This window comes from Rhizobium sp. Root149 (assembly GCF_001427345.1).
GTDB lineage: Bacteria > Pseudomonadota > Alphaproteobacteria > Rhizobiales > Rhizobiaceae > Neorhizobium > Neorhizobium rhizoryzae.
Genome location: NZ_LMGD01000020.1, coordinates 262,446 through 282,508 on the forward strand (window position 1 = coordinate 262,446; position 20,063 = coordinate 282,508).

The 20,063-nt window shown below is 58.3% G+C and carries 20 protein-coding genes; 7 read left to right on the forward strand and 13 right to left on the reverse strand.

All coding sequences use genetic code 11. The features are described 5' to 3' along the window. Nucleotides 1–5 precede the first annotated feature (5 nt). Nucleotides 6–773 (reverse strand): AraC family transcriptional regulator, encoded by a 768-nt coding sequence (locus ASD54_RS13400; protein ID WP_062555467.1) that lies wholly within the window; start codon nt 771–773, stop codon nt 6–8. Nucleotides 774–1,060: 287 nt separating this feature from the next. On the opposite strand from ASD54_RS13400, the gene ASD54_RS13405 reads away from it, so the two are divergent. Both ASD54_RS13405 and ASD54_RS13410 read left to right on the forward strand, forming a co-directional pair. After that, nucleotides 1,061–1,966, forward strand: a complete 906-nt coding sequence (locus ASD54_RS13405; RefSeq protein ID WP_062555468.1) for a DMT family transporter — start codon at nt 1,061–1,063, stop codon at nt 1,964–1,966. A gap of 89 nt (nt 1,967–2,055) precedes the next feature. Continuing rightward, a complete protein-coding gene (locus tag ASD54_RS13410; protein WP_062555099.1) occupies nt 2,056–2,928 on the forward strand; it encodes a hypothetical protein in 873 nt (290 codons plus the stop codon). Between the two features lie 60 nt (nt 2,929–2,988). On the opposite strand, the gene ASD54_RS13415 is transcribed toward ASD54_RS13410, so the two are convergent. From ASD54_RS13415 to ASD54_RS13430, 4 genes are all read right to left on the reverse strand, one after another. Beyond that, on the reverse strand, nt 2,989–4,716 hold the full coding sequence (locus tag ASD54_RS13415; protein ID WP_062555100.1) for a PAS domain-containing methyl-accepting chemotaxis protein: 1,728 nt from the start codon (nt 4,714–4,716) through the stop codon (nt 2,989–2,991). A gap of 194 nt (nt 4,717–4,910) precedes the next feature. Then, nucleotides 4,911–5,906: an aldo/keto reductase gene (locus ASD54_RS13420; protein ID WP_062555101.1), complete on the reverse strand. Its 996-nt coding sequence runs from the start codon at nt 5,904–5,906 to the stop codon at nt 4,911–4,913. A gap of 30 nt (nt 5,907–5,936) precedes the next feature. Further along, nucleotides 5,937–6,383: a GNAT family N-acetyltransferase gene (locus ASD54_RS13425; protein ID WP_062555102.1), complete on the reverse strand. Its 447-nt coding sequence runs from the start codon at nt 6,381–6,383 to the stop codon at nt 5,937–5,939. Beyond that, nucleotides 6,383–7,333: an aldo/keto reductase gene (locus ASD54_RS13430; protein ID WP_062555103.1), complete on the reverse strand. Its 951-nt coding sequence runs from the start codon at nt 7,331–7,333 to the stop codon at nt 6,383–6,385. The genes ASD54_RS13425 and ASD54_RS13430 overlap by 1 nt, the downstream gene beginning before the upstream one ends. Nucleotides 7,334–7,524: 191 nt before the next feature. Here ASD54_RS13430 and ASD54_RS13435 point away from each other — a divergent pair, with 191 nt between their 5' ends. Next, the gene (locus tag ASD54_RS13435; RefSeq protein WP_062555104.1) at nt 7,525–8,511 is read left to right on the forward strand and encodes a Gfo/Idh/MocA family oxidoreductase; all 987 of its coding nucleotides are present in this window, start codon (nt 7,525–7,527) and stop codon (nt 8,509–8,511) included. On the opposite strand, the gene ASD54_RS13440 is transcribed toward ASD54_RS13435, so the two are convergent. From ASD54_RS13440 to ASD54_RS13455, 4 genes are read right to left on the reverse strand one after another with little or no spacing between them, the layout of a single operon-like run. Further along, a complete protein-coding gene (locus tag ASD54_RS13440; RefSeq protein WP_156379221.1) occupies nt 8,508–8,903 on the reverse strand; it encodes a hypothetical protein in 396 nt (131 codons plus the stop codon). The genes ASD54_RS13435 and ASD54_RS13440 overlap by 4 nt on opposite strands. Then, the gene (locus tag ASD54_RS13445) at nt 8,896–9,261 is read right to left on the reverse strand and encodes a transporter (protein WP_062555106.1); all 366 of its coding nucleotides are present in this window, start codon (nt 9,259–9,261) and stop codon (nt 8,896–8,898) included. Before ASD54_RS13445 ends, ASD54_RS13440 begins: the two co-directional genes overlap by 8 nt. Before the next feature lie 5 nt (nt 9,262–9,266). Further along, the gene (locus tag ASD54_RS13450; protein WP_062555107.1) at nt 9,267–9,965 is read right to left on the reverse strand and encodes a class I SAM-dependent methyltransferase; all 699 of its coding nucleotides are present in this window, start codon (nt 9,963–9,965) and stop codon (nt 9,267–9,269) included. After that, nucleotides 9,962–10,954 (reverse strand): glycosyltransferase, encoded by a 993-nt coding sequence (locus tag ASD54_RS13455; RefSeq protein WP_062555108.1) that lies wholly within the window; start codon nt 10,952–10,954, stop codon nt 9,962–9,964. The genes ASD54_RS13450 and ASD54_RS13455 overlap by 4 nt, the downstream gene beginning before the upstream one ends. A gap of 143 nt (nt 10,955–11,097) precedes the next feature. Between ASD54_RS13455 and ASD54_RS13460 the strand changes: the two genes are divergently transcribed. After that, nucleotides 11,098–12,948, forward strand: a complete 1,851-nt coding sequence (locus ASD54_RS13460) for a hypothetical protein (RefSeq protein WP_062555109.1) — start codon at nt 11,098–11,100, stop codon at nt 12,946–12,948. Between the two features lie 65 nt (nt 12,949–13,013). Next, nucleotides 13,014–14,624 (forward strand): exodeoxyribonuclease VII large subunit, encoded by a 1,611-nt coding sequence (xseA, locus tag ASD54_RS13465; protein WP_062555110.1) that lies wholly within the window; start codon nt 13,014–13,016, stop codon nt 14,622–14,624. A gap of 43 nt (nt 14,625–14,667) precedes the next feature. On the opposite strand, the gene ASD54_RS13470 is transcribed toward xseA, so the two are convergent. Genes ASD54_RS13470 through ASD54_RS13480 form a run of 3 tightly spaced genes read right to left on the reverse strand, consistent with a single transcriptional unit; the run spans nt 14,668 to nt 16,815 of the window. After that, the gene (locus ASD54_RS13470; RefSeq protein WP_062555111.1) at nt 14,668–15,921 is read right to left on the reverse strand and encodes an aminopeptidase; all 1,254 of its coding nucleotides are present in this window, start codon (nt 15,919–15,921) and stop codon (nt 14,668–14,670) included. A 47-nt stretch (nt 15,922–15,968) separates the two neighbouring features. Then, a complete protein-coding gene (gene ybaK / locus ASD54_RS13475; protein ID WP_062555112.1) occupies nt 15,969–16,448 on the reverse strand; it encodes a Cys-tRNA(Pro) deacylase in 480 nt (159 codons plus the stop codon). A 13-nt stretch (nt 16,449–16,461) separates the two neighbouring features. Then, nucleotides 16,462–16,815 carry an ArsC family reductase gene (locus tag ASD54_RS13480; RefSeq protein WP_062555113.1) on the reverse strand — a complete coding sequence of 118 codons (354 nt, stop codon included), beginning with the start codon at nt 16,813–16,815 and terminating at the stop codon, nt 16,462–16,464. 167 nt (nt 16,816–16,982) lie between these two features. Here ASD54_RS13480 and ASD54_RS26970 point away from each other — a divergent pair, with 167 nt between their 5' ends. Continuing rightward, the gene (locus ASD54_RS26970; RefSeq protein WP_165133345.1) at nt 16,983–17,147 is read left to right on the forward strand and encodes a hypothetical protein; all 165 of its coding nucleotides are present in this window, start codon (nt 16,983–16,985) and stop codon (nt 17,145–17,147) included. Between the two features lie 156 nt (nt 17,148–17,303). Next, nucleotides 17,304–18,737, forward strand: a complete 1,434-nt coding sequence (locus tag ASD54_RS13485) for a methyl-accepting chemotaxis protein (protein WP_062555114.1) — start codon at nt 17,304–17,306, stop codon at nt 18,735–18,737. A 7-nt stretch (nt 18,738–18,744) separates the two neighbouring features. Here ASD54_RS13485 and ASD54_RS13490 read toward each other — a convergent pair whose 3' ends face one another. After that, nucleotides 18,745–19,797, reverse strand: a complete 1,053-nt coding sequence (locus ASD54_RS13490) for a LacI family transcriptional regulator (RefSeq protein WP_062555115.1) — start codon at nt 19,795–19,797, stop codon at nt 18,745–18,747. Between the last annotated feature and the right edge of the window lie 266 nt (nt 19,798–20,063).

Consider the following 20,063-nt stretch of genomic DNA (forward strand, 5'->3'; position numbering starts at 1 on the left):
CGACTTCAGCTGCCTGGTAGCTCGCAAGCTATGCCATTGGCCATCAGGCGGTAGGCCAATGGCGTCATTCCCGTCATTGTCTTGAAGGCGCGTGTGAGGTGGCTCTGGCTGCTGAAACCGCAGGCAGTGGCGATCTGGGCAATGGGCTCAGCCCCGGCCAGCATCAGCCGTGCCCTTTCCATCCGGCGATTGAGCAAATAGCCGTAGGGGCTGATACCACAACTCTGCTTGAACATCCGTTGCAGATGGAATTCGCTGAGGTCCGCAACCGCGGCGAGATCGCGCAGCGAAATCTGGCTCTGCAGATGCGCCTCGATGTAGTCGAGCAGGCGACGGCGGATATGTGCTGCAAGACCACCGCGCAACTGTCGCAGGTTGTGATCGCCGTATCGATGATCGCTGAAGAGATGCTGCACCGTCGATACGATGGCCTGTTCTGCCAGGATCCGGTTGTCGCTCTGGAGCGCCGTTGCAAGCCTGCCCAGACCATCGGCAATACGAGGCGCGTCCTCGAAGGTCGCTTCCGGGAGAAGCATCAGCCGTGCGTCCCGATCGAAGATCTCCGAGAACAATCGTTTCAGTTCGTCGTCGGCAAGATAGAGATGGACGAAGTCGAAGCGGTCCGTGATTTCCCATTCCGAAGATGCGCCCTGCGGCATGATGCACACCGCGCCAGGCCGCCCGGATAATCTTTTGCCGTCGACCCGCCGGGTTCCGTCGCCGCCACGCAGATAACAGCTGAAGGTATGGCCGTCAGGCCGTTCATAGCGCATCCGGTCATGACTGTTGCTCCACAGCGCTGCTGCCCTGCCGCTACCCATATCGAGAGCGCCCAGGCTCACAGCCCGGGAGGAAGCAGACAGGGAACCAAAAACGGATGCAGTGTTCAGCATGGCAAGCTCAGTGGTGGCAGGCCTTATTCCTACAATTGAAAGCGGCTGCCTGACCATGGAAAATGTGCTGCAATCTGGACGCAAAGAGAGATCGCCGCAAGATCCTGCAAGAGCGAGCCTATTTCGGTGCGTTAGGGTTTGCCCTGAAGTCTCATTCAGGTGCCATCATGACCAATCTGCTGCTTTTCTCCTCCACCGTGCTCATCTGGGGAACGACCTGGATTGCGATTGCGCTGCAGATCGGGCCTGTTCCGGTGCTGGTGTCCGTTTTCTACCGTTTCGCCCTCGCTGCCCTCATTCTTGTTGGGGCGCTCGTGCTCTCTGGCCGGTTGAAGGTTCCGACACTCCAGCAGCAGCCTTTCGTGGTCGTTCAGGCGCTATCACTCTTCTGCTGCAACTTTCTTTGCTTTTATCATGCGGCTGCCTATGTGCCGTCAGGACTGATCTCCGTCGTCTTCTCTCTGGCCACCGTCTATAATGCCGTGAATGCCAGGATCTTTTTCGGCGATCCCATCCAATCACGGACGCTCGTTGCAGCTGCTTTGGGTGTGGCAGGCCTTTGCCTGCTTTTTGGACCGGATGTGTTTCTGGCGGTCAAGCCGGACAGCTGGAAGGGTATAGCGCTCTCGGCTCTTGGAACGCTCTTCTTTTCCTTTGGCAACATGGCGTCGCGCCGCAATAGTGCCGCTGGTCTCTCGCCCATCACGGCCAATGCCTGGGGCATGACATACGGATCTCTGGCCTTGCTGTTTCTGGTTGCTGTCACGCAAACACCTGTCGTCGCGCCGCCGGACAGAACCTACATGGCTGCACTGATCTATCTCTCGGCGATCGGCTCAGTCGTAGGTTTCACAACCTATCTCATGCTGGTCTCGCGTCTCGGCTCACAGAAGGCGGCCTATGCAACGGTTCTCTTTCCCGTCGTGGCACTGACATTGTCGAGCATCTTCGAGGATTATCACTGGACATGGCCGGGGGTTTTCGGCCTCTGCCTGACGCTCGCCGGCAATGCCGTGATGTTCGCCAAGGTCCCGCTTACCCTTCGCACGCGAGAGAAGGAAAGAATAGCGTAGAAGATTCTGCGTTATGTGGCGGGAACCAACAGTCTAATTCGTCGTTCCTGAGCGCCGTGACAGTCACGGTGGTTCCAGGAGTGTCGAATATGACAGATTTCACTTCAACCCATCCCGTCTCATCCACCCATCGCGAAGGTCTTCTGTTAAACTCTGCCAGAAGTTGTTCCTGGGGCGCAATATTCGCTGGCGTTGCAATTGCAATCTCCTCGCAATTTGTGCTGAACCTACTCGGAGCAGGCATCGGGACAGCCATTATCAACCCCGTCGGCCAGAGCGCGCCTGATGCCTCAACGGTCTCGACAACATCCGCCATCTGGTTTGTCGTCTCTGCCGTCATTTCCGTATTTTTGGGCGCTTATGTTGCCGGTCGGCTGTCACATCGCATTCCCCGGAGCGGTGGTCTGCATGGCCTGACCGTCTGGGCAGCGACGACTATACTGTTGCTCTATCTCGTAACGACGTCGATTGGCGCACTCGTTTCCGGTGCCTTCGGAGGAGTCTCCACCATTCTCAGCGGAACGGGCTCGACGATTGCGACAGCTGCAACCGCCGCCGCACCATCCGTCGCCAATGCCACCAATCCCCTGCAAAGCATCGAACAGCAGGTTCGCAACGTCAGCGGCGGAAATGACCCCGCAGCGCTGCGTGATGCGGCCGTTGCTTCCATGCAGGCTCTGCTCACGGGTGATGCCGCGAAGCAGGAAGAGGCCCGCAACCGTGCTGCCGATGCCTTGGCCAAGGCGCAGAACATCTCTGTCGATGATGCCCGCCAACAGGTCACGCAGTACGAGCAGCAGTACCGTCAGTCCGTTGAACAGGCGAAGCAGGCCGCAGCCAAGGCCGCAACAGAAGCATCCGCTGCATTTTCCAAGGGTGCACTGATGTCTGCCCTGGCGCTGGTCATTGGTGCCCTTGCCGGTTTCCTCGGCGGTTCGCTTGGTGGCCGCGTGCGCGCCTGATCAAAATCATTTCCTCCCAAGGGAAGGGGCTGGGCGACACGCGTCGCCCGGCCTTTTTTGTCAGGATGCCTGACGCAGCTGACCAATCCGGCGGGCGCGTTCTTCCGGTGTCCAGATCTCGCGCTTGTCTTCGCGTTGAGTGCCGCGCCTGTTCAGCTTGAACCGCGAAACCAGCTCGGTCAGGACGGCGGTGCCGTCCGACAGCGATTGGCTGATTTGGGTCGAATGCGCGACCATTTCGGCATTCGCCTTGGCCATACGATCGACATCCATAACCGAATGATTGATCTCGTCCAGTGCTAGCGCTTCCTCGGCAGAGGAGGTGGCGACGCCATCGACGTTGCGGTCGATCGCTTCCACGAAGCTTTCGATCTCCTGCAATGCCCTGCCTGTCTCACCGACCAGCCGGACGCCATCTTTCACTTCGTCCGCTGACGTGCTGACCAGCGTCTTGATTTCCTTTGCAGCGCTTGCGGAACGTTGCGCAAGCTCCCGTACCTCCTGCGCCACGACGGCAAAGCCCTTGCCGGCGTCACCGGCCCGGGCAGCTTCTACCCCGGCATTGAGAGCCAGCAGGTTTGTCTGGAAGGCGATTTCGTCGATCACCCCGATGATCTTGCCGATCTCGTTCGAGGCCGCCTCGATGCGCTCCATGGCGCTCACCGTGTTGCGAACCACCTCGACGGATGAAGCCGCAGCCAGACGCGCATCGCTTGCAAGCTTTCGTGTTTCGCGCGTGCGTTCGGTGGCGGAGCGAACATTCGATGTCGCCTGGGCAAGCGCGGTGGCCGTGTTTTCCAGAGCGGCAACCTGCTGGCGCGTGCGGGCAGACAGTTCTTCGGCAGACTTGCTCATGGCCTGGCCGTTTTCCATCAGGAATTCCGTCTGGTTGAGCACGCCGGAAAGGGTTTGCTGGAAGGCACCGATTGAACTGTTGAAGTCCTGTCGCAGGGGCTCGAATTCGGCACTGAAGGCGTTGTCGAGTGTCATGCGAATATTGCATTCGGCAAGGCGGTGCAGGCCGGCGCCGAGTTCTTCAATGACGCGAACCCGTTCCGAAACATCCGTTGCAAACTTGACCACTTTTAGCACTTTGCCATCGCGATCGACGATCGGGTTGTAGGACGCCTGAATGTTGACGCGCTTTCCGCCTTTGCCAAAACGGGTGAACTGGTCCGCGATGAAAGCACCAGTGCCCAGCGTTTCCCAGAACTCGCGATAATCGCGGGAAGCGGCGTAATCGCGGTCGCAGAACATCGAGTGGTGTCGACCAATGATCTCTTCGCGCGAATAGCCCATGGCGTGCAGGAAGTTTGAATTCGCCTCGATGATCTCGCCGGTCGGCGTAAATTCGATGATGGCCTGGGCACGATCCAGTGCTGCCAGCTTTCCCTCCGCATCCAGCGTCCGGAGCTTTTGTGTCGTGATATCCGTCGCGAACTTCACGACCTTGAACGGCTTTCCGCCGCGATAGACCGGGTTGTAGGAGGCTTCGATCCAGATTTCCCGGCCACCTTTCGCCACGCGCTTGTATTGACGCTGGTCGAAACGACCCTCTGCAAGACCCGACCAAAACTGTTTGTATTCGCGGGATCCAGCCTCGGCAGGCAGCACGAACATTCGATGATGCTGCCCAACGATGTCCGACAGCTGATATCCCATGGCTTTGAGGAAGTTCTCGTTCGCGTGCAGGATCCGACCGCTGAGGTCGAACTCGATGATTGCCTGCGAGCGGTTGAGCGCTGCGAGGACAGACCGCGCATCGCCGCCAAGATCAAAAATGGACATGAAAGCCTCATAGGCTGAAAGGAAACTAACTGTCAGAAAATAAAGAGTAAGATTTTACTAATCTCTTAAAATCGAGAGACTCATGTCAGAAATCATCGATGAATTTCAACATTTTGGCGCCTCGCCCATCGCCTGAATGAAGGACAGTACTCCGGAAGATTTATACCCTCCCGGAGTACGATGCAGCGGTTGTGCTACTTGTTGGCCATCTTCGCCATGCTCTCCGGATAGCGTTCGCCCTTGACCTTGGAGGGAGCCAGCAGGTCACCCAGTTCGGCCAGTTCCTGCGCAGACAAATCGATATCTGCTGCGGCGATATTCTTCTCAAGATTGGCAATTTTCGTGGTGCCGGGAATTGGCACGATGAAATCGCCCTGCGCCAGCACCCAGGCTAAAGCCAGTTGACCTGCGGAAACATCTTTCTTCGCGGCCATCTCTTCAAGCAGATGAACCAGCGCAAGGTTCGCATCGAAATTCTCGCCCTGGAAACGAGGAAGACCACGGCGGAAATCATTTTCAGCAAGGCCATCAAGGTTCTTGAGCGCGCCGGTCAATGCCCCCCGACCGAGTGGCGAGAACGGAACGAAGCCGATACCGAGTTCCCTGCAGGTATCCAGAACACCGTTTTCCTCGGGGTCACGAGTCCACAGGGAATACTCGCTCTGGATGGCGGCGATGGGATGGACGGCATGTGCCCGCTTGAGCGTTGCGGCGCTCGCCTCGGAAAGTCCGAGTGCCCGCACCTTGCCTTCCTTCACCAGTTCCGCCATGGCGCCGACGGTTTCCTCGATCGGGACATCCGGGTCAACGCGGTGCTGATAAAGCAGGTCGATCGCCTCGACGCCGAGCCGCTTGAGGGAAGCTTCCGCCACTTGCCGCACATGGTCCGGGCGGCTGTCGACGCCTGAAGGGCGTGCGGCCTTTGCTTCATCGCCGATGGTGAAGCCGAACTTGGTCGCGATCAGCACCTTGTCTCGGTAGGGCTTGAGACCCTTGCCCACCAGTTCCTCATTGGTGAACGGTCCATAGACTTCCGCCGTGTCGAACAGCGTCACGCCCAGTTCCACGGCGCGTGCCAGCGTCTTGATAGAAGCCTGCTCGTCGATCACGGGTGTATAGGCATGGGTCATGCCCATGCAGCCCAGCCCGAGAGCGGAGGTTTCCAGGGATCCAAGTTTTCTCTTTTGCATGGTCTAACCCTTCCGGTTGGCGGATCGGCCTTAGCCGATCGTGATGCGATATCTGATATGCCCGTCCGACTGGACGAAGCTGTCATAAAGTTTCCGCGCCGTGACGTTCGTCTCGGCCGTGTGCCAATAGAGCCGGGACCAGCCATTGGCTTTCGACAGATCGACCAGATCCTGCAACAGCGCGCGCCCCACGCCTTTGCCGCGCTGGCTTGCATCGACAAACAGGTCTTCGAGATAGAGATCCTTGCCGAGAATCCATGTGCCTTCATGGGTCAGGCAAAGCGCGAAGCCTTCGACGCGTCCATCGACCTCTGCAACTTGCATGAAGATGCTGCTATCGGGACTGAGCGCCTTGGAAAATGTCGAGGCCGTGATCTCATCCGAGACCGTGACCTGATAGAAATCCAGATAGCTGGCCCAGAGTTCGCGAAAGCGCGCCTCATCGCCAGCCGTGGCATTGCGGATCAAGATGCCCATCAGAGACCGGCCTCGTTCAAGCGCGCCATCTGGTCGGCAGACAATTGAAGCGAGCCCGCGGCCACGATCGATTCCAGCTGTCGCAGGGATGTTGCAGAGGCAATCGGTGCGGTGATTCCGGGCCGTGCCGCCACCCAGGCGATCGCGATGCTGGCCGCAGACGCATTGGTTTCGACCGAGATCTCATCCAGCGCCGCCAGGATACGCATTCCCTTGTCGTTGAGGTAATCGGCGACGCGGTAGGAGCGCGCCACACCCTCGGTATCCTTCTTTTCACGATACTTGCCGGTCAAAAATCCCGCAGCCAGCGCGTAGTAGCTGATGACGCCGATCTCCTCACGCTGGCAGAGGTCCGCAAGCTCTCCCTCGAATTTCTCGCGAGTGTAAAGATTGTATTCCGGCTGAAGCACGTCGTAGCGCGGCAGGCCCTTGCTGGCAGCAGCGTCGAGCGAGGCCTGCAACTGCGTCGCATCATAGTTCGAGCACCCGATGGCGCGCACCTTCCCGGCCTGTTTCAGCTTTGCGAAGGCCTCCAGGCTCTCCTCGACAGGAACTTCGGCATCCGGCTTATGGGCCAGATAGAGATCGACATAGTCGGTTCCGAGCCGCTTCAGGGAAGCGTCGATCGCCTGCTCGATCCACCCCTGGGAAAGCCCTGTCTTCTGGCCGCGATTATCGAAGCCGACCTTGGTGACGATGATGGCCTTGTCACGGCTGACGCTTCCCCGCTTCAGCCATCTGCCAATGACCTCTTCGCTCTCGCCGCCCTTGTGACCATCGACCCAAGCCGAATAGACATCGGCGGTATCGATGGTGTTGAAGCCCGCGTCGAAGAAGCGATCGAGCAGGTCGAAGGATGTCTTCTCGTCGGCGGTCCAGCCAAAGACATTACCGCCGAAAACGACAGGGGCGATCGAAAGGCCTGTACGGCCAAGGGCGCGGTGTTGCATGAAATCTGCTCCTGGGATTCAATGGATAGGTGGGGGATATGGAGCAACGCTATCCTGATGGAAGGTCATGCACCAATCAAAAGGCGTTATGGAGGATCACGGAAATAAATCGATTGGATTGAGGTCCGAACAGCAATTGCATCCGTCTCATGCGGTTCGTAAGGTAGACCGAAAATAGTGAGGAGATCCCCATGTTCCGTTTCGGAATCCTGTCCACCGCCCGTATCGGTCAGAATGCTGTCATTCCCTCCATTCAGGATGCGGAGAATGCGGTCGTCAGCGCGATTGCCAGCCGCGACATAACCCGCGCCCGTGCCATGGCGGACCGATTTTCAGTGCCGCATGCCTTTGGTTCCTATGAGGAAATGCTGGCATCCGATTTAATCGATGCCGTCTATATACCGCTGCCCACCAGTCAGCATGTGGAATGGACCATCAAGGCGGCAGAAGCGGGCAAGCATGTGCTGTGCGAAAAGCCGATTTCCTTGAAGGCCAGTGAAATCGACAGGCTTATCGAGGCAAGAGATCGCAACAAGGTGCTGATCTCGGAAGCCTTCATGATCACCTATGCCCCCGTGTGGCACAAGGTGCGGGACCTTCTGCGCAATGAGGCCATCGGGCGTCTGCGCCACGTGCAAGGTGCGTTCAGCTATTTCAACCGCGATCCCTCCAACATGCGAAACATTCCGGAGTTGGGCGGCGGTGGCTTGCCGGATATCGGCGTCTATCCGACCATGGCAACCCGTTTCGCCACCGGCAAGGAGCCATTGCGGGTTCAGGCCACGACGGAGCGTGATCCGGAGTTCGGAACCGACATTTATTCCAGCGTGAAAGCCGATTTCGGAGATTTCGATCTGACCTTCTATACCGCGACCCAGATGGCCGCCCGTCAGATCATGGTGTTCCACGGCACCAAGGGCTTCATCGAGGTCAAGTCGCCGTTCAATGCGGATCGTTACGGGGCCGAAGAGGTCGAACTGACCGACCAGGGTCACGGACGCTCAGAGGTCTTTCGCTTCCAGGATAGCAGGCAGTACAAGCGTCAGGCAGAGGCCTTCGCTCGCGCCGCAACCGGCAACCAGGCCGAGGTGGTTACGCTGGAGAGCTCGCGTGCCAACCAGCAATTCATCGATGCCATCTATCGCGCAAGCGAACACGACGGCTGGGAAAAGGTCTAGTTTTGTCCGTCTGGTCGCTGGAAACGGCGTATTCGCTTCAGGCCGAAGGCAAGAAACGCCAGAGAGCCGAGCCACGACAAGACGAGATGGACGACCGGCTGAACAATCGGTGCTCTTTCGCTCAAGACAACGAATAGCCCCGTATTGACGACAACGGTGATGACAACGAGCGGCCAGAGACCGGGCCGCTCGACAAAGGCGCGTGGTGGCTTGCCGAAACCGGTGAGCAGGCGAATGGCCTGGGCAATCCCGTAAGCCAGGACGAGCGACATGAGCCGCGAGAGGACTAGGCCTTGCATGCTTGTATCGAGGACCATGAAGAGCATCAGGTCGGCAAGCACCGTAACACCGGCCATGACCAGCCAGTCTGTTCTCTCGCGCCTTTCAGACATTGATGGTCAGCAATCCCGCAATGATCAGCAAAGCTCCCACAGCGTATCGTAGGCTCAAGGGCTCGCCGAAGAAGATTTGCGCCAGCACGGGCACAAAGCAGAAGGTGAGGCCCATGAATGAATAGGCGATCGTCAGCGGTACGGACTTCAGCACATAGATCCAGATGATTGTACCGAGCCCGTAAAGAACAAGGGCTGCGATAAGGATAGGGTTCAGCGCCAGTGACAGGAGGCCGTTGACCGAAAAGGAACCCGCGGTCTGGCTCGTCATCTTGAAGAGCACCTGGCCCATGGCGATCATCAGCGGGGTGCCGATAAGCCCGAGCCAGAGTACCGGTGTGAGGCTGGAAAAATCCATCACGCTCAGCCTTCTCTGTCTTCCAGGTAGAAGATGTCGCGCCCGATATCTTCGCACAGATAGCGTAACGGGACCGGGTGGACAGCGCGCAGGAAGGAGTGCGTATAGGGGAAGAAGTTGAAGTGCGGATTGAAGGTGTAGCGATATTCCCGTTCGCGCGGCACGACGATGATCAGCCGCTTGCGCGCAATCCGGCGAAGCTCTGCAATGGCTTGCCGATACTCCAGCACATGCTCGATAACATGCGTACACACTACCGTATCGAACTCACCATCGGCAAAGGGCAGCGCTTCAATCTTGGCGGCCACATACTCGACACCCGGCAAGGCCGCCGCATCATCTATGACGAAGTCGACACCCGTCATGCGGGCAAGATCCGGGTTGCCTGCCTTTATATGCGTCAACAGCGCGCCCGTACCGCAACCGACATCGCAGACACTCGATCCGGCAATTTCGCTGACAATGCGTCGGATGCAGGCATCGGAATTATCCGTGCCAGCATGCACACGCGGATGATTGCGGTAAAGCTCGGCATATTCATCCGCTGTCAGGAAAGGCGCGCGTTCGCGAAATCTGGCAAGGTGCGAGATGTGTGAGCCCCATGCACTCTGCGCAAGCCAGAGAAACAATCTGGAATCCCGCAAGATAGGCGGCAGGATGTCTTCGATGACGAAGCGGATCTTGTTGGTCGTTTCGCGCTTCATGCGGCGTCCCGCTTCACATCAGTGGCGGCAACCGAGGAGCGTTGTCGTTCGGAAAACAGGGAAGGCAGATTGATGTAGTTCAGCCGAAGCACTTCGTTCCGGCCTCGTGCAACCGAATCCAGGATCACGCCCGCTGCGAAGGAGACGAAGCCCAGACCATAAAGGCTGAGGGAGAAAACCCAGGTCGGCATGCGCGGAACGAGGCCCGTCTTGAAATATTCGATGAGGACCGGCGCCGAGAACAGCAGGCCCGCGCAGCAGAAGAGGGCCGCAATCACGGCGAAGAAGGCAAACGGACGCGTTTCCTTCATCAGCATGGCGAACATTCGAAGAATGCGAAAGCCATCCCGAAATGTGGAGAGCTTCGAAAACGACCCCTCCGGCCGCCGCCCGTAATCCAGTTCAAGCTCCGTCACCGGCAGCTTCAGGCGGGAGGCGTGAACGGACATTTCCGTTTCGATCTCGAAGCCGCCGGAAACTGCCGGAAAGCTTTTGACGAAACGCCGCGTGAAGATCCTGTAGCCCGAAAAGATATCGGTGAAATCCGAGCCGAACATCTGCCGGTAGAGAAGATTGAACAGCCGGTTGCCCGCTGCATGCCCCTGGCGGCCTGCGTCGGCATGCACCCCGCGACGGGTTCCAACAACCATGTCGACACGCTCGGTCAGAAGCGTTCGAACCAGTTCGTCGGCATCCTCCGGTGCGTAGGTGCCGTCGCCATCTGCCATGATGTAGAGATCAGCTTCGATGTCGGCGAACATGCGGCGCACCACATGCCCCTTGCCCTGACGCCGCTCACGGCGAACCTCGGCGCCTGCCAGCATGGCCGCGAGTGCCGTGCCATCGGTAGAATTGTTGTCGTAGACGTAGATCCGGGCGGAGGGGAGAGCAGATTTGAAACCCTGGACGACGGATGCGATGGTGGAAGCCTCGTTGAAGCAAGGCAGAAGGACGGCGATCTTCAGTTCGCCCGATGCGGCATCATCCATGATCTGTTCTACTCGGTACACTGCAAATGGAGGCGACGCCGGAAGAAGGGCCGGGTACTCGCGCTTTACTATTTCTTGAGAAGGTTAAGGCTAGGTTTCGACCGCGCATCACGTGGCATGCCTTTGCCGGAGATTGACCGATTATGACCATCTGGACGAGCGAAAGCGGCCTTCATGGCGATGAACGTCAAAGATCGAAAGGCATGTTCAGTCGGCTTCTGCCAAGCGTCCTCGTCTATGCGGTCGTTCTGATTGGCCTGATCCTGTTCTTTCATCTACCGACCGCCAGTGATTATGTCGGCGGTGACAATGATGATGTGGTGCGGCTCGTTCAGGTTCGTGATCTGTTGAACGGTCAGGGATGGTTCGACTTGCATCAGTATCGTCTCGGTCTGGAGGGCGGCACGCTGATGCACTGGTCGCGCTTTGTCGATCTGCCGATCGCAGCCCTGATCCGTTTCTTTTCCCTCTTCACTGTATCATCCGTCGAGGCTGAGACACTCGCCCTCATTGTCTGGCCACTGTCCACCGCTGTGGTTCTTCTGGCGGCTGCCGGTCTGGCCGGTCGGCGGCTTGGCGGCATCCCCACCATGCATATTTCGCTGGGTTTGGCCTGCCTCTACATCTTCACGATGAAGCGCTTCTATCCCGGCAACATCGATCATCATAACGTGCAACTGGCGACGCTCATGGTGATGACGGCAATGTTGCTGGACAGGCGATGGAGTGGTTCAAGCCATCTGTGTGCGGGTATTGCGGCAGCTTTTGCCATTGCCATTGGGGCCGAAACCGTACCGGTGGTCGCCGTCGGCTGTATGGTCGTCACGTTGCAATGGTGCTGGCATGGCAAGGAATTCGCTCCGGCGGCGCGCAGCTTCGGTCTTGCCTTTGCTCTTTCCATCTCGGCCTTCTTCTTTGCGACGGTGCCGCCCAGTGCCTATGGCGCGGTAACCTGTGATAACCTGTCGCTTGGCTTCTATTCGCTTTCAGCCGTTGGCGGGGCCGGGCTTTTGCTGGCCGGACGCCTGACCGGTCTGGTGACGTTCAGGCAGCGCATCCTTGCTGTGGCGCTCATCGGGGCCGCCGTTTTGGCAACCGGGCTGTTGATCGCCCCTCAATGCCTTGGAAATCCGCTTGCCAATCTCGACCCTATGCTGGTGGAGCTGTGGCTCGATAACACGACGGAAGCGCAGTCGGCCCGCACATTGCTGGCGACCTCGCCGGATACTTTTGGAGCCTTTTATCTCGTCGGCCTGTTTGCTGTGGCCGTTTGCTTGTTCAGGATCATCCAGAAGGACAGAGCAGAGGCGCATCTGCTGCTTCTGGCACTTGTTGGAACCGCATGGCTGATTTCTCTCGTGCAGGTCCGTGGCGCCGCCATCACCAATGCCTTGACCATCCTTCCGCTTTCGTTGTTGATCAGCGATCTGAAGCGCCATTCCAATGCCGAGCCGGAAAACATGAATGCAGGTCTGGCCTACATTCTCGCCGCTCTGTTTTCCGTCCCGGTTGTCTGGGCCTTGTTCGGTGCGGTTGCGACGAACGGAGTACGGGATGCCCTCAGTCTCAAGACGCTGCTCGGGCAGGACAAGTCTGTTGCGGAGGAGGAAGCCGACTGCCGATCGAGCGCCGATGGTCTTGCGCTTGCGGGTTATCCCACGGGGGTCGTCGCTGCCCCCTCCGATAGTGGCGCTACCATTCTTCGCTATACGCCGCACCGGGTTTTGAGTGCGCCCTACCATCGCAATCAGGCAGGCATGCTGACCGAGCTTCACATAGGACTTTCGAAGCCGAGCGAGGCGGAGGCTTTCCTGAAGGGCGCGAAGGTAACAGTTCTTGCTTTCTGTGCTGGCGACCCGCAGACCCGAAACCTTATGAAGGTGAACCCGCAAGGCCTCTATGCGCAGCTTGCCAAGGGAAATGTTCCCGATTTCCTTCAGCCTCAACCCGCGAAGGAAGGGTCACATTTCCGCATTTACACCGTTCGCCCTTAAGAAAAGTGCAGGACAATCCATCGCGGTCGGATGAAAATCACATCCAGATACGATAGATAGGGCCTATGAGCAGATCCCTTTTCTCTGATCAGCCGACGAACCTGGCCGAAATTTCGGTGTCGGAACTCTCCGGCTCGATCAAGCGTACCGTTGAAACCGCGTTCGATCATGTGCGCGTGCGCGGCGAGATTTCCGGCTATCGTGGTCCCCATTCGTCCGGCCATGCCTATTTCGCCCTGAAGGACGACAAGGCGCGCATTGATGCTGTGATCTGGAAAGGGTCCTTCACCAAGCTGAAATTTCGCCCGGAAGAGGGCATGGAAGTGATCGCGACCGGTAAGGTCACGACCTTCCCCGGCTCGTCAAAATATCAGATCGTCATCGAGACACTGGAGCCCGCAGGGGCCGGTGCGCTGATGGCGCTGCTGGAAGAGCGCAAGCGCAAACTTGGTGCCGAAGGGCTTTTTGATCCGGCGCGCAAGCGGCGGCTCCCCTTCATGCCCAAGGTGATCGGCGTCGTCACGTCACCAACCGGCGCCGTCATTCGCGATATTCTTCACCGCATCACCGACCGCTTTCCGGTGCATGTCGTGGTCTGGCCCGTCAAAGTGCAGGGGGAGGGATCGGGCGACGAGGTTGCGAACGCGATCCGCGGCTTCAATGCCCTTGATCCCTTGGGTGCGGTTCGCAGGCCCGATGTCCTGATCGTTGCCCGCGGTGGCGGCAGCCTCGAGGATCTCTGGAGTTTCAACGACGAGGTTGTCGTACGCGCCGCGGCGGACAGCGAGATTCCGCTCATTTCTGCTGTGGGTCACGAAACCGACTGGACGCTGATCGATTACGCCGCCGACGTGCGAGCGCCCACGCCGACCGGGGCTGCCGAAATGGCGGTTCCGGTAAAGGCCGATCTCGATGCGCAGATTTCCAATCTTGCGGCACGGCTTCGCGGCAGTTCTTCGCGTCAGATGGATAGCCGTCGGCAGAACCTGCGAGCGCTGGTGCGGGCGCTTCCCTCTCTTGATCAACTGCTGGCCTTGCCGCGCCGCCGTTTCGATGAGGCGTCTGCCGGGCTTGGTCGAGGTTTGGAGAGAACCACCCTTGCCAAGCGCCGGATAATGGAGCGGGCGACGGCGGGCTTGCGACTGGAACTTCTTTCCGGTCGCATTGCGGATGGTCGCCGGCGTATTGCAGAGCAGGTCTTGCGCAAGGATCGCTGCCTGGAGCGGCATCTGCTACGCGAACGCAGCCGTCTGGCCAAAGCGGAGGTTAGCTTGCTTTCGCTGCCACAGCGGCTAAGCGGGCAGATCGAACGCGACCGTCTGAAGCTTCAATCCTTGGTCCGGCATGCAGACACGGCCTTGGTCCATGCGCTGTCGAGGCGGACTGCTGCTGTGCTGGCCCATGACCGGATGCTGCAATCTCTGTCCTACAAGAATGTTCTGAAGCGCGGCTATGCTGTCATTCGCGGCGAGGATGATCGACCATTGACGCGGGCCGCCAATATCGCTGCCGGACAAATGCTGTCCGTCGAATTTGCGGATGGACGGATTAGCGCAAGTGCGGTGGAGGGAAGTGAGCCCCCCACATCTACGTCGTTGTCTGAAGCGCCGGTCGCACGCAAGCGAGTAGCCAAATCGGCTTCCGCTAAAGGACCGGAACAGGGTTCCTTGTTTTAGCGCGAGCAGGCCGAGCCGCTCGCGCATCGTGTGCCGGATTGCTCTACGCCCATTCACCCTTGCGCATGACGGGTACGCAACTGCCGTCTTCGCGCAGGCCATCAATGTCGACCTGATCGGAGCCAATCATCCAGTCGATATGGATGAGCGAGGAATTGCCCCCCTGAGCCTTGATTTGCTCCGGGGTCAGCGAAGCGCCATCCAGGAAGCATTTCGAGTAGCATTGGCCAAGTGCGATATGGCAGGAGGCGTTTTCGTCGAACAGCGTGTTGTAGAACAGCACACCCGATGCCGAGATCGGCGACGAATGCGGTACCAGCGCCACTTCGCCCAGGCGGCGCGCACCTTCATCCGTATCCAGCACCTTGTTCAGAACACCTTCGCCCTTTGAAGCCTTGGCTTCAATGATGCGACCAGCCTCGAAGCGAACCTGGATATTGTCGATCAGCGTACCCTGATGCGACAGAGGCTTGGTGGAGGAGACGGTGCCTTCAACCTTCAGGGCATGTGGCGTTGTGAACACTTCTTCGGTCGGTATGTTCGGGTTGCAGATGACCCCGTTCTTGGCCTTCGATGCACCGCCATGCCATTCGTGACCATCTGCGAGACCGACCGTCAGGTCAGTGCCCGGCCCGGAGAAGTGTAGCGCCGAGAATCGTTCGGTGTTCAACCAGCTGGAGCGCTTCTTCAGATTGGCGTTGTGCTCTGCCCAGGCAGCGATCGGATCAGGCGTATTGATGCGCGAAGCCGCGAAAATCGCTTCAGCCAGTTTGTGGACGGCTTCTTCTTCAGGAAGATCCGGGAAGACCTGTCGTGCCCAGGCCGGGTTCGGATAGGAGCAGATGTGCCAGTTGATGTCGAAGTTGGAAATCTTCTCCAAAGCTGGTTTGTAGGCAATGGATGTTGCCTTGTTGGCGCGGGCAACCTTCTCCGGATCCTCGTTGGCCAGCATCATGGGGTTATCGCCGGAGATGGCGAGACGTGCAGCGCCTCCGGCATAGGCTTTGGCCATACCTTCGTAGAGCCAGTCGGCGGCCTTGTCGAAGCTCGCATCCTGTCCGTAACGGAAGCGCGCAAGCGTCGTTTCTTCATCCGAATAGAACGTGGAAACAATACCGGCGCCCGCGCTGTAGGCATGCTTGGTGATGAGGCGGACAAGGGGAAGGGCCGCCAGCGGCGCCGTGATAACCAGATCCTGCCCCTGCTGCAATTGAAGGCCCACCTTGACGGCGACCTCTGCCAGCTTTTCCAGTTTGTTTGGGTCGACGGGGCTCTTGATCTCGGTGTGAAGGGTCATGGTCTGCCTGCTTTTGTAATTGCGAAAAACGGAAGATAGGCCGGGCCTCAACGCTCTGCAATGACAGATACGATGATCGCGTTGAGTGTGCGCTGTGCATCTGTTGGCGCAAGGCGCACCTGGAGCCCGCGCTGGCCACCATTCATGTAAACCAGCGTTTCGTTCATCGCGGCCTCCTCGATTGCGGTCGGAACCTGCTTCTTCTGTCCGAAGGGGCTTATGCCGCCAACCACGTAGCCGGTCGCCTTTTCTGCCATGGCGGGTTTCATCATGGCTGCGGATTTGCCGCCAAACGCAGCCGCCAGTTTTTTCATCGATACCTCGCTGTCTGACGGCACGACCACGCAGACCGGCTTCCCATCGACCTCCGCCATCAGCGTCTTGAGCACCCGGTGCGGCTCTTCACCAATGGCTTCCGCAGCCTGAAGCCCGACCCGCTCCGCATTGGGGTCGTAAGCATAGGTGTGGACGGTAAAAGCGATGCCCGCCTTCTCAAGGGTCTGCGTCGCGCGTGTAGTCTTGGACATCGCAACCTCGGGATCAACGAGAGGACGAGAAAAGAGCCTCGTAGAGCTCTGGCTTGAAGCCGATGGTGATGGCGCCGTTGGCCTCCAGAACAGGACGCTTGATCAGGGAGGGCTGCGCAATCATCAATGCGATTGCCTTGTCTTCGCTTAAGTTGGCTTTGTCTTCGTCGGTCAACTTCCGGAACGTTGTGCCCGCGCGGTTCAAGACAACGTCAATCCCCTCGGATGCAATCCATTTGGCAAGATGCGCCTCGTCGATCCCTTCAGACTTGTAATCATGGAATCGATAGCCAATGCCGTGGCTGTCCAGCCAGTTGCGCGCCTTCTTCATGGTGTCGCAGTTCCTGATGCCGAAGATGGTGATCATGGCTGCTCTTCTCCTGTGCGATTCTGGTGCGCAGAATGCCGCAGGAATGATCAGATCGTAAAGCTTATTTACCGGTCATGCGACAATCGCATGGCTCCCATCCTTTCTTGTGCATTGCAAAAAGACGCGCCAGTATCGATATTCTCTTCAGACAAAAGGAGAGAAAAATGTCTACGAACACAAACAGAATGCGCGGTGGTTTCATTGGTCGTGCGATTGCTGTTTTTGGCGCCGCCGCTTCCGCTTCCGCCGCCGTCGAGGCTGGTCGCAAGCCGCTGAAGCGCGATCTGGTAACGCTGGGGATCGACCCCAAGGCTTTTGATCGCGGCTGATATCTGGCCGTTCCAGTGTTGCTCATGAATGCAAGCCGCGCCCGTCGCGGCTTTTCTGTTTTTCGAGATATTTGCATTATTTATGATATTATGATGATCGGTATACTGAGCCTTAACCATCGCAACTGATACTTCCAATAGCTTTGGGAGAAACGCGTGGTCGCATCTGCACAGCATGCTTCGAACTCTGAAGATAATGTTACGGTGGACAATCCGCTCCGCCATGCTGTGTCACGGCTTGCCGCCGAAGCCTCAGATCTCGGCGTTCATCTCGTCGATATAGCAGGCGCGATCCAGGATACCGCTACCCAATCCGGCGAGCACGCCGCGCTGCTGAGGCGGATGACGGACGCGGCTCAGGCCATGGCGCAGACAAATCGTCAGATCGCTTCATCGTTAGGTGAAACAGACAGTCTTGCCACGAGTGCCCGACAAGTGCTGGGCGTGCAGGCGAGGCAGTTGGACGGTTCCATCCATGCCATTGACGACATGGTCACAGCCTCGCAGGAAATCGGGACCGAAATCCGGTCCTTTTCGTCGGCTCTCAGCGAGGTTGGACGATTGGCCGAAGACATTGGGACCATCGCCCGCCAGACCAATCTTCTTGCGCTGAATGCAGCCATCGAGGCGGCCCGCGCAGGAGACGCTGGAAAGGGCTTTGCCGTTGTTGCGGCGGAAGTTCGGGCACTCTCATTGCAGACCTCACAAACAACCTCTTCGATCCAGCAGACCCTGCAGAAGCTTGGCGAGCGCATCGAGATGCTGATAAAAGCGGGCGAAGGCGCGCGAACCTCTGCCGAAGGGGTACGATCCACCTCCAAGGAGGTGCAGGGTTCGTTCCATGAGGTTGAAACGGTCATGGCGCGTATTCTGGATAGCGCATCGTCTCTTGCTCACACCACAGATGCCGTCGACCGTCAGTGCGGCGAGTTCGCAACGACAATTGCCGTGGCTGCAAATGCAATCCTGAAATCCAACGATCAACTCCAGACCACGTCGGCGCGGGTCAACGATGTGGTGAACATATCGGAGCGTATGATCCAGGCCGTTGCCAGCACCGGCATTGAGACACCCGACATGCCTTACATCCGCACCGTCATGTCCGTGGCGCAGGAGGTAAGCCGCGCTTTCGAGGATGCGGTGCGTTCTGGTCGAATTGACATGGGAGCGTTGTTCGACCGCAATTATCAGCCGATCCGTGGCACCGATCCGGTCCAGTACATGACGCGATTTACCGAATTCACCGATGCCGTTCTCCCCAATATTCAGGAACGCGTTGCTTCCAGCGATGAGCGTATCGCATTCTGCGCAGCCGTCGATGAGAACGGATACTTGCCGACCCATAACCGCAAGTTCGCCCAGCCGCAGCGGCCGGGAGATGTGACGTGGAACACGGCGAACTGCCGCAATCGCCGTATCTTCAATGATCGCGTCGGTCTGGCTGCCGGACGAGGCAAGGAACCCTTCCTGATGCAGACCTATCGACGTGACATGGGCGGCGGCGTCTTTGTCCTCATGAAGGACATATCTGCACCAATCACCGTCAATGGCAGGCATTGGGGTGGCGTTCGCCTCGCAATCAAGGCCTGATCGAGCTTTAGTCTCTTGGCGCCATGGAGGACCACACGGGGCTGCTGACGCTTTGAAGCAATTCTGGCGCTACGCCATCGATACGGGCAATCACGGCCTTAGCCAGTTCGCGCCCGGCCAGGCGCACGCTCTCGTTGACCGTATGAATCTCGGGCCGGATCCAGTTCAGGAACTCCGCCGACTGTTTCGAGACCATGTCTACATCATGGCCGAGACGCTTGCCTGCCGCCTCGATCCCCGCAACGAGCGCGATGCTTGAACTGCCGCTGATGGAGATAATGCCATCGGGTGGATCGGCAGACCGCATGAGATCGGAGGAATAGCTGCGCAGGTCTGACAAGGGCGCTTCGCTCGTCATGCGCCCCATGGATACTTCCGTCGCTCCGAAGGCGGCAAGGCCGCGCTCGAACCCGATGCGCGTGTGAATATAATAGGATAGCTTCGCCGGTGGAGCGAGCAGTGCGATACGCCGTCGGCCACTCGCCACAAGCCGCTTCACTGCTTCGAAAGCATAGGCCTCATTGTCGAAATCATGGAACGGGTGGCAGACGCCCATATCCGTCCGCCCATGCGTTGCGAACGGAAAATTTCGTTCCGTCATCAAGGCCACGCGCGGGTCGTCCGGCAGTGTGCGCGAGATGATCATGCCGTCGGCGGAAGCCGTGTCGAGAATGTAGCGCACAGGCACCATTGGGTCCTTCTGGTGCACATGCGGGGTCAGGACGAGATGATATTGGGTTCCGGCCAGCACTTCCGAAATGCCGAACATCATCTGGCTTGTGAAGCCCATCAGTTCCTCGTCGATACTGAGGACAAGCGCGATGACATTGGTCTTGCCGGTCCTGAGACGAACGCCTGCACGGTTTGGCTGATAGCCGAGTTGCGCTGCTACCAGTCGCACCCTTTCCTTCGTCTCCATGCCGATGTCCGGCGCATCCTTGAGCGCGCGAGACACAGTGGTGATGCCGAGACCGGTCATAAAGGCGATCGTTTTCAAGGTAGGACGCGCACCAGGCTCGAGAGCCTTCCCGGAAGATTTAAGCTGATGATTGTCGTCCATGCGTTCCCACCATTTCGAGGGGGCTGATTATAGACATCTGTCGGATGCCTGAAAACGGCAGCGGCCCTTTCCCTGAAAAGAATTTCAGGTCATCAAACTGAAACGTTACAGTCGGTTTGTCGAGCGCCATTTTCGCTGACTGGGCCTTGCTTTCCGCTCTCAGTTGTACAACGCAGGCGCATAAATTTTCTGTGCGTTTGCGAATGCAAAGACGTAGAAATCCCACATATATGCGCATTTAATGAGATTTTTGTGATCAAAGGGAT

Excerpts from the sequence above, each read along its gene's own strand:
- ASD54_RS13450 (WP_062555107.1), bottom strand. The coding sequence starts at position 9,965 with ATGAAGCGCGAAACGACCAACAAGATCCGCTTCGTCATCGAAGACATC.
- ASD54_RS13430 (WP_062555103.1), bottom strand. The coding sequence starts at position 7,333 with ATGCAACACCGCGCCCTTGGCCGTACAGGCCTTTCGATCGCCCCTGTC.
- ASD54_RS13490 (WP_062555115.1), bottom strand. The coding sequence starts at position 19,797 with ATGGACGACAATCATCAGCTTAAATCTTCCGGGAAGGCTCTCGAGCCT.
- ASD54_RS26970 (WP_165133345.1), top strand. The coding sequence starts at position 16,983 with ATGTCTACGAACACAAACAGAATGCGCGGTGGTTTCATTGGTCGTGCG.
- ASD54_RS13400 (WP_062555467.1), bottom strand. The coding sequence starts at position 773 with ATGCGCTATGAACGGCCTGACGGCCATACCTTCAGCTGTTATCTGCGT.
- ASD54_RS13440 (WP_156379221.1), bottom strand. The coding sequence starts at position 8,903 with ATGTCTGAAAGGCGCGAGAGAACAGACTGGCTGGTCATGGCCGGTGTT.
- ASD54_RS13410 (WP_062555099.1), top strand. The coding sequence starts at position 2,056 with ATGACAGATTTCACTTCAACCCATCCCGTCTCATCCACCCATCGCGAA.
- ASD54_RS13460 (WP_062555109.1), top strand. The coding sequence starts at position 11,098 with ATGACCATCTGGACGAGCGAAAGCGGCCTTCATGGCGATGAACGTCAA.
- ASD54_RS13420 (WP_062555101.1), bottom strand. The coding sequence starts at position 5,906 with ATGCAAAAGAGAAAACTTGGATCCCTGGAAACCTCCGCTCTCGGGCTG.
- ybaK (WP_062555112.1), bottom strand. The coding sequence starts at position 16,448 with ATGTCCAAGACTACACGCGCGACGCAGACCCTTGAGAAGGCGGGCATC.
- ASD54_RS13415 (WP_062555100.1), bottom strand. The coding sequence starts at position 4,716 with ATGTCCATTTTTGATCTTGGCGGCGATGCGCGGTCTGTCCTCGCAGCG.
- ASD54_RS13425 (WP_062555102.1), bottom strand. The coding sequence starts at position 6,383 with ATGGGCATCTTGATCCGCAATGCCACGGCTGGCGATGAGGCGCGCTTT.
- ASD54_RS13405 (WP_062555468.1), top strand. The coding sequence starts at position 1,061 with ATGACCAATCTGCTGCTTTTCTCCTCCACCGTGCTCATCTGGGGAACG.
- xseA (WP_062555110.1), top strand. The coding sequence starts at position 13,014 with ATGAGCAGATCCCTTTTCTCTGATCAGCCGACGAACCTGGCCGAAATT.
- ASD54_RS13435 (WP_062555104.1), top strand. The coding sequence starts at position 7,525 with ATGTTCCGTTTCGGAATCCTGTCCACCGCCCGTATCGGTCAGAATGCT.
- ASD54_RS13470 (WP_062555111.1), bottom strand. The coding sequence starts at position 15,921 with ATGACCCTTCACACCGAGATCAAGAGCCCCGTCGACCCAAACAAACTG.
- ASD54_RS13480 (WP_062555113.1), bottom strand. The coding sequence starts at position 16,815 with ATGATCACCATCTTCGGCATCAGGAACTGCGACACCATGAAGAAGGCG.
- ASD54_RS13455 (WP_062555108.1), bottom strand. The coding sequence starts at position 10,954 with ATGGATGATGCCGCATCGGGCGAACTGAAGATCGCCGTCCTTCTGCCT.
- ASD54_RS13445 (WP_062555106.1), bottom strand. The coding sequence starts at position 9,261 with ATGGATTTTTCCAGCCTCACACCGGTACTCTGGCTCGGGCTTATCGGC.